Source organism: Kineococcus glutinatus, assembly GCF_039542765.1.
Lineage (GTDB): Bacteria > Actinomycetota > Actinomycetes > Actinomycetales > Kineococcaceae > Kineococcus_A > Kineococcus_A glutinatus.
On the sequence record NZ_BAABIL010000430.1, the window covers coordinates 1 to 5,972 of the forward strand.

Annotated in this window: 7 protein-coding genes; 5 read left to right on the forward strand and 2 right to left on the reverse strand. The window is 77.3% G+C overall.

The features are described 5' to 3' along the window. From ABEB16_RS15220 to purM, 4 genes are all read left to right on the forward strand, one after another. Positions 1 to 177, forward strand: a 177-nt coding sequence (locus tag ABEB16_RS15220) for a sterol carrier family protein (RefSeq protein WP_345713084.1), incomplete at its 5' end; no start/stop codon positions are given. Between the two features lie 2 nt (positions 178 to 179). Then, positions 180 to 494: a hypothetical protein gene (locus ABEB16_RS15225; protein WP_345713078.1), complete on the forward strand. Its 315-nt coding sequence runs from the start codon at positions 180 to 182 to the stop codon at positions 492 to 494. Positions 495 to 579: 85 nt separating this feature from the next. Next, complete coding sequence (gene purF / locus ABEB16_RS15230; RefSeq protein ID WP_345713079.1) at positions 580 to 2,076, forward strand: amidophosphoribosyltransferase; 1,497 nt, start codon at positions 580 to 582, stop codon at positions 2,074 to 2,076. Next, complete coding sequence (purM, locus tag ABEB16_RS15235; protein ID WP_345713080.1) at positions 2,073 to 3,206, forward strand: phosphoribosylformylglycinamidine cyclo-ligase; 1,134 nt, start codon at positions 2,073 to 2,075, stop codon at positions 3,204 to 3,206. Before purF ends, purM begins: the two co-directional genes overlap by 4 nt. Positions 3,207 to 3,252: 46 nt before the next feature. Here purM and ABEB16_RS15240 read toward each other — a convergent pair whose 3' ends face one another. After that, positions 3,253 to 3,492: a DUF3073 domain-containing protein gene (locus ABEB16_RS15240; RefSeq protein ID WP_345713081.1), complete on the reverse strand. Its 240-nt coding sequence runs from the start codon at positions 3,490 to 3,492 to the stop codon at positions 3,253 to 3,255. A gap of 199 nt (positions 3,493 to 3,691) precedes the next feature. Here ABEB16_RS15240 and xylB point away from each other — a divergent pair, with 199 nt between their 5' ends. After that, positions 3,692 to 5,104: a xylulokinase gene (xylB, locus tag ABEB16_RS15245; protein ID WP_345713082.1), complete on the forward strand. Its 1,413-nt coding sequence runs from the start codon at positions 3,692 to 3,694 to the stop codon at positions 5,102 to 5,104. Positions 5,105 to 5,122: 18 nt separating this feature from the next. Here xylB and ribD read toward each other — a convergent pair. Next, on the reverse strand, positions 5,123 to 5,972 hold an 850-nt coding region (gene ribD, locus ABEB16_RS15250), incomplete at its 5' end, for a bifunctional diaminohydroxyphosphoribosylaminopyrimidine deaminase/5-amino-6-(5-phosphoribosylamino)uracil reductase RibD (RefSeq protein ID WP_345713083.1).

Consider the following 5,972-nt stretch of genomic DNA (forward strand, 5'->3'; position numbering starts at 1 on the left):
GGCACCCCGCCCAACGTCGTGGAGACGGACCCGGCGACCTGGCTGCGGCTGGCCGCCGGCGACCTCAGCTTCGCCGACGCCCGGGCCGCCGGCCTCGTCGCCGCCAGCGGCGCCCGCGCCGACCTGTCCCACCTGCTGCCGCTGCCCGCCGCGGGCGCCGGCGGAAGTACCGTCTGACCGTGAGCGACGCGACCCCCCGGCCCGATCCCGCCCCGGAGGAACCGGCACCGGGCGCCACCCCCGGGGAGCCGGGCCGGGCCGCCCCGGCCCCCGACGGGCGCCGGGTGCTGCTGCGGCGGGCCCCCCGCTACCGCGCCTTGGTGCTGACCGGCATGCTGGCCGGTGTCCTGCTCGCCGCCGCCGCCAGCCTCCTCGGCCGCCCGTCGGACGGCTTCGGCCGCGCCGCGCTCCTGGGCTACCTCGCGGCGACCCAGGGCCTCGTCGGCGGCCTCGTCGGCGGCGTCGTCGGCGGCGTGCTCGAGCGGGGCCGCTGATCCGGGGCCGCCGGGGCGCGGGCGCGCGGGGCCGGGCGCGGGACGCGCGGCGGCCGGGGGGCCCGGACTGTGGGACACTCGTGCCGTGGCCCGTGGCGACGGACGACTGAACCACGACCTCCTCCCCGGTGAGAAGGGCCCCCAGGACGCCTGTGGCGTCTTCGGGGTCTGGGCTCCCGGCGAGGACGTCTCCAAACTCACCTATTTCGGCCTCTACGCCCTGCAGCACCGCGGGCAGGAGGCCGCCGGCATCGCCGTCAGCAACGGCGAGCAGATCCTCGTCTACAAGGACACCGGCCTCGTGGCCCAGGTGTTCGACGAGCGCGCGCTCGGCTCCCTGCAGGGGCACGTCGCGGTCGGGCACGCCCGCTACTCCACGACCGGCGGCAGCACCTGGCAGAACGCCCAGCCCACGCTCGGCGCCACGGCCAGCGGCACCGTCGCCCTCGCCCACAACGGCAACCTCACCAACTCCTTCGCGCTGCGCGAGCTGCTCGCCCAGCGCACCTCCGGCGCCCACGCCGGGGAGATCAAGCACGGCAACACCACCGACACCGCGCTCGTCACGGCGCTGCTGGCCGGCGACCCCGACCACACCCTCGAGGCCACCGCCCTGGAGGTGCTGCCGAAGCTGGAGGGCGCCTTCAGCTTCGTGTTCATGGACGAGGACGCCCTCTACGCCGCCCGCGACCCGCACGGCATCCGCCCCCTCGTCCTCGGCCGGCTGGAGCGCGGCTGGGTCGTGGCCAGCGAGACCGCCGCCCTCGACATCGTCGGCGCCAGCGTGGTGCGCGAGATCGAGCCCGGCGAGCTCGTCGCCATCGACGCCGACGGGCTGCGCTCCACCCGCTTCGCCGAGGCCCGGCCCAAGGGCTGCGTCTTCGAGTACGTCTACCTCGCCCGCCCCGACACGACGATCGCCGGGCGCGTCGTGCAGGAGTCCCGCGTCGCGATGGGCCGCGCGCTGGCCCGCGAGCACCCCGTCGAGGCCGACCTCGTCATCCCGACGCCGGAGTCCGGCACCCCCGCGGCCATCGGCTACGCCGAGGAGTCCGGCATCCCCTACGGGCAGGGCCTGGTGAAGAACGCCTACGTCGGGCGCACCTTCATCCAGCCCAGCCAGACCATCCGCCAGCTCGGCATCCGGCTCAAGCTCAACCCGCTCAAGAGCGTCGTGCACGGCAAGCGGCTCGTCGTCGTCGACGACTCCATCGTCCGCGGCAACACCCAGCGCGCCCTCATCCGCATGCTGCGGGAGGCCGGCGCCGCCGAGGTCCACGTGCGGATCTCCTCCCCGCCGGTGACCTGGCCCTGCTTCTACGGCATCGACTTCGCCACCCGCGCCGAGCTCATCGCCACCGGCCTCGGCGTGCAGGACGTCTGCGCCAGCATCGGGGCCGACTCCCTGGGGTACATCTCCATGGAGGGCATGGTGGAGGCCACCGAACAACCCGCCGACCGGCTGTGCACGGCGTGCTTCTCCGGCAGCTACCCCGTGCCGCTGCCCGACGTGGAGCGCCTCGGCAAGCACGCCCTGGAGCGGCCCCGGCTGCCCATCACGCCCGTCGGGATGGGCTCGTGAGCGGTCCCGCCCTCCAGGAGGACCCCGTGCAGGACGAACCCGCCGGCACCACCTACGCCGCCGCCGGTGTCGACGTCGAGGCCGGTGACCGCGCCGTCGAGCTCATGAAGGCGTCGGTGGCCCGCACCCACGGCCCGGAGGTCGTCGGCGGCTTCGGCGGCTTCGCCGGGCTCTTCGACGCCAGCGCGCTGCGCGGCTACCGCCGCCCGCTGCTGGCCACGAGCACCGACGGCGTCGGCACCAAGGTCGCCATCGCGCAGGCCCTCGACCGGCACGACACCATCGGCGCCGACCTCGTCGGCATGGTCGTCGACGACATCGTCGTCTGCGGCGCCACGCCGCTGTTCATGACCGACTACATCGCCTGCGGGCGGGTCGTGCCGGAGCGGACGGCGGCGCTCGTGGCGGGCATCGCCCGCGCCTGCGCCGAGGCCGGTGCCGCGCTCGTCGGCGGCGAGACCGCCGAGCACCCCGGCCTGCTCGGCCCCGACGAGTACGACGTGGCCGGGGCGGTGACCGGCGTCGTGGAGGCCGACGAGCTGCTGGGCGCCGAGCGGGTGCGCGAGGGGGACGTCCTCGTGGCGCTGGCCTCCTCCGGCCTGCACTCCAACGGCTACTCGCTGGTGCGCCGGGTGGTGTCCGACGCCGGCTGGTCGCTCGACCGGCACGTCGACGACTTCGGCCGCACCCTGGGCGAGGAGCTGCTGGAACCCACCCGGATCTACGCCCGGCCCGTGCTGGAGCTGCTCGCGGCCGTCGAGGGGGTGCGGGCGCTGACCCACGTCACCGGTGGCGGGCTCGCCGCCAACCTCGCGCGCTGTCTGCCCGCCGGGCTCACCGGCGTCGTGCAGCGCGGGACGTGGACCCCCGGTGCGGTGTTCGCCACGGTGCGCGACCTCGGCCGGGTGCCCTCGGCGGACCTGGAGCGCACCCTCAACCTGGGCGTGGGCATGGTGGCCGTCGTCGCCCCGGACGCCGTGGACGCCGTCGTGCGGCACTTCGCCGCCCGGGGCGTGCCGGCCTGGGAGTGCGGGCAGGTGCGCGAGCGGCGCGAGAGCGACGGGCGCAGCAACGCCAAGGGCGTCGACGGCGGCGTGGCCCTCCTCGAGGGTCGCCACCAGGGGTGGTGACCGCCGGGAAGGGCCACGGAGCCGTCAGGAGCGCGGACGGGACGGGTCAGGCCCGTCGCTTGGCCGCCCACTCCTCGTAGTCGTCGTCCACCGCGTACGGAGGGCCGTCGTCCTGCTCCTCGTCGTCGTCGGCGGCCGCCGCCTCAGCGTCGGCGCGCCCGGAAGCGCTGTAACGATCGGGCCCGTGCAGTTCGCGCTGGAGCGCGTCGTAGTCGGTCTCCGGGCTGAAGTACTTCAGCTGACGGGCGACCTTCGTCTGCTTGGCCTTCGCACGGCCGCGCCCCATGGCGTCGACCCCCTCGCACGTCGACCCGGGGTCGGCGCAGGCGAACCCCGGAGTTCCTGGTCATCTCTCCGTGGGCCAACGGTACAGGCTCGCGAGAGCTTCCGGCATTCCGGTCCGCGAGCGACACCCGGTCGACGCAGCGGCCACCCGCCCGGCTCCCCCCTCGTGCCGCCGCGGTGACGGGGTGTTGGCTGTGCCCATGCCGATCGTCGCCGGGATCGACTCCTCCACCCAGTCCTGCAAGGTCGTGGTGCGCGACGCGCGGACCGGGCGGCTGCTGCGTTCCGGGCGCGCCCCGCACCCCGACGGCAGCGAGGTCCACCCGGCCGCGTGGCGGCGGGCCCTGGACGCCGCGGTGGCCGACGCCGGTGGGCTCGACGACGTCGACGCCCTCGCGGTCGGCGCCCAGCAGCACGGCATGGTCGCCCTCGACGAGGACGGGGAGGTGCTGCGGCCCGCCCTGCTGTGGAACGACGCCCGCTCCGCCGACGCCGCCGAGGACCTCGTCGCCGAGCTCGGCGGGCCCGGGGAGTGGGCCCGCGCGGTGGGCTCGGTGCCCGTGGCGTCCTTCACGGTGGCCAAGCTGCGCTGGCTCGCCGAGCACGAACCGCAGCTCGCAGCCCGCACCGCCACCGTCTGCCTGCCCCACGACTGGCTGACGTGGCACCTCGCGGGCGGCCCGCAGGAGCGGGAGCGGCCCACCACCGACCGCGGGGACGCCAGCGGCACCGGCTACTGGTCCCCGGCCGCGGGGGAGTACCGCCGCGACCTGCTGCGGCTGGCGCTGGGACGCGACGACGTGCAGCTGCCCGACGTGCTCGGCCCCACCCAGCACGCCGGCCGCCGCGCCGGCGGGGCGCGGGAGACCGTCCTGGCCCCCGGGACCGGCGACAACATGGCCGCCGCCCTCGGCGTGGGGGCCGCCGCCGGGGACGTCGTCGTGTCGATCGGCACCAGCGGCGTCGTCAGCGCCGTGGCCACCGCCCCCACCGCGGACGACAGCGGGGTCGTCGCGGGCTTCGCCGACGCCACCGGGCGCTACCTGCCCCTGGTGTGCACCCTCAACGCCGCCCGCGTCCTCGACGCCGCCGCCCGGGTGCTCGGCGTCGGGCACGAGGAGTTCTCCCGCCTGGCGCTGAGCGCCCCCTCCGGCGCGGGCGGGCTCGTCCTCGTGCCCTACCTGGAGGGCGAGCGCACCCCCGTCCGCCCCGACGCCACCGGTGCCCTGCACGGGCTCACCCCCGCCACGTCCACCCCCGCCCACCTGGCGCGGGCCGCCGTGGAGGGCCTGCTGTGCGGGCTGGCGGACGGGCTGGACGCGCTCGTCGCCCAGGGGGTGGCGGCCCGGCGCGTCGTGCTCGTCGGCGGTGGCGCCCGCTCCGAGGCGCTGCGCCGGATCGCCCCGGCCGTGCTGGGCCGGCCCGTCGTCGTGCCCGAGCCCGGCGAGTACGTCGCCGACGGGGCCGCCCGGCAGGCGGCCTGGGTGCTCTCCGGTGACGCCGAGCCGCCCGCGTGGGGCCCGGCGCCGGAGGCCGTGCTCGAGGCGGACCCGGTGCCGGGGGTGCGGGAGCGCTACGCGCAGGTGCGCGACCTCACCGCCCCCCGGACCTGACGGCCGGGTCCGGCCGCCTCAGGCCGGCAGGGCCGTCAGCCGCACGTCCGGGCCCAGCCGGACGACGTCCACCAGCCGCCACCGGTGCGCCCCCGCGATCGTCGTCACCCCCGCGCCGGCCAGCGCCGGCAGGCCGTCACCCAGCAGCACCGGCGCCACGTAGCCGACGACGCGGTCCACCAGCCCCGCCGCGAGGAACGCCCCCGCCAGGGTGGGGCCCCCCTCCAGCAGCACGCTCACCACACCCCGCTGCCGCAGCACCGCCAGCGCGGCGGGCAGGTCGTGCCGGGGCACCGCCGCCGCCTCCACCCCGGCCGGTGCGGGCGCGCCGGGTGCGGTGAGCAGCAGCGTGCGGGCCGAGCCGTCCAGCACCCGCGCCCCCGGCGGGGTGCGGCCGTCGCTGTCGAACACCACCCGCAGCGGCTGCCGGCCCGGGTCGGGTCGGACGGTGAGCAGGGGGTCGTCGGCCAGCACGGTGCCGACGCCCGCGACCACGGCGTCGACCTCCCCGCGCAGCCGGTGCACGTCGGCGCGCGCCTCCTCCGAGGTGATCCACTTCGAGGTGCCGTCGGCGGCGGCGCTGCGCCCGTCGAGGGAGGCGGCGTACTTCCACGTCACGTGCGGGCGCCCCAGGCGCTGGGCGGTCAGCCACGGCCGCAGCGGTTCCACCTCTACCGCCGCGCGCTCGACCTCCACGCCGGCCGTGCGCAGCGCCGCCGCACCGCCCGCCGCGACGGGGGTGGGGTCGGGGTGGGCGTAGACCACGCGCGCGACGCTCGCGGCCAGCAGCGCCTGCGCGCAGGGGCCGGTCCGGCCGGTGTGGTTGCAGGGCTCCAGCGTCACGACGGCGGTGCCGCCGCGGGCGCGC

Coding starts and splice junctions, on each gene's coding strand:
- ABEB16_RS15240 (WP_345713081.1), bottom strand. CDS start 3,492: ATGGGGCGCGGCCGTGCGAAGGCCAAGCAGACGAAGGTCGCCCGTCAG.
- xylB (WP_345713082.1), top strand. CDS start 3,692: ATGCCGATCGTCGCCGGGATCGACTCCTCCACCCAGTCCTGCAAGGTC.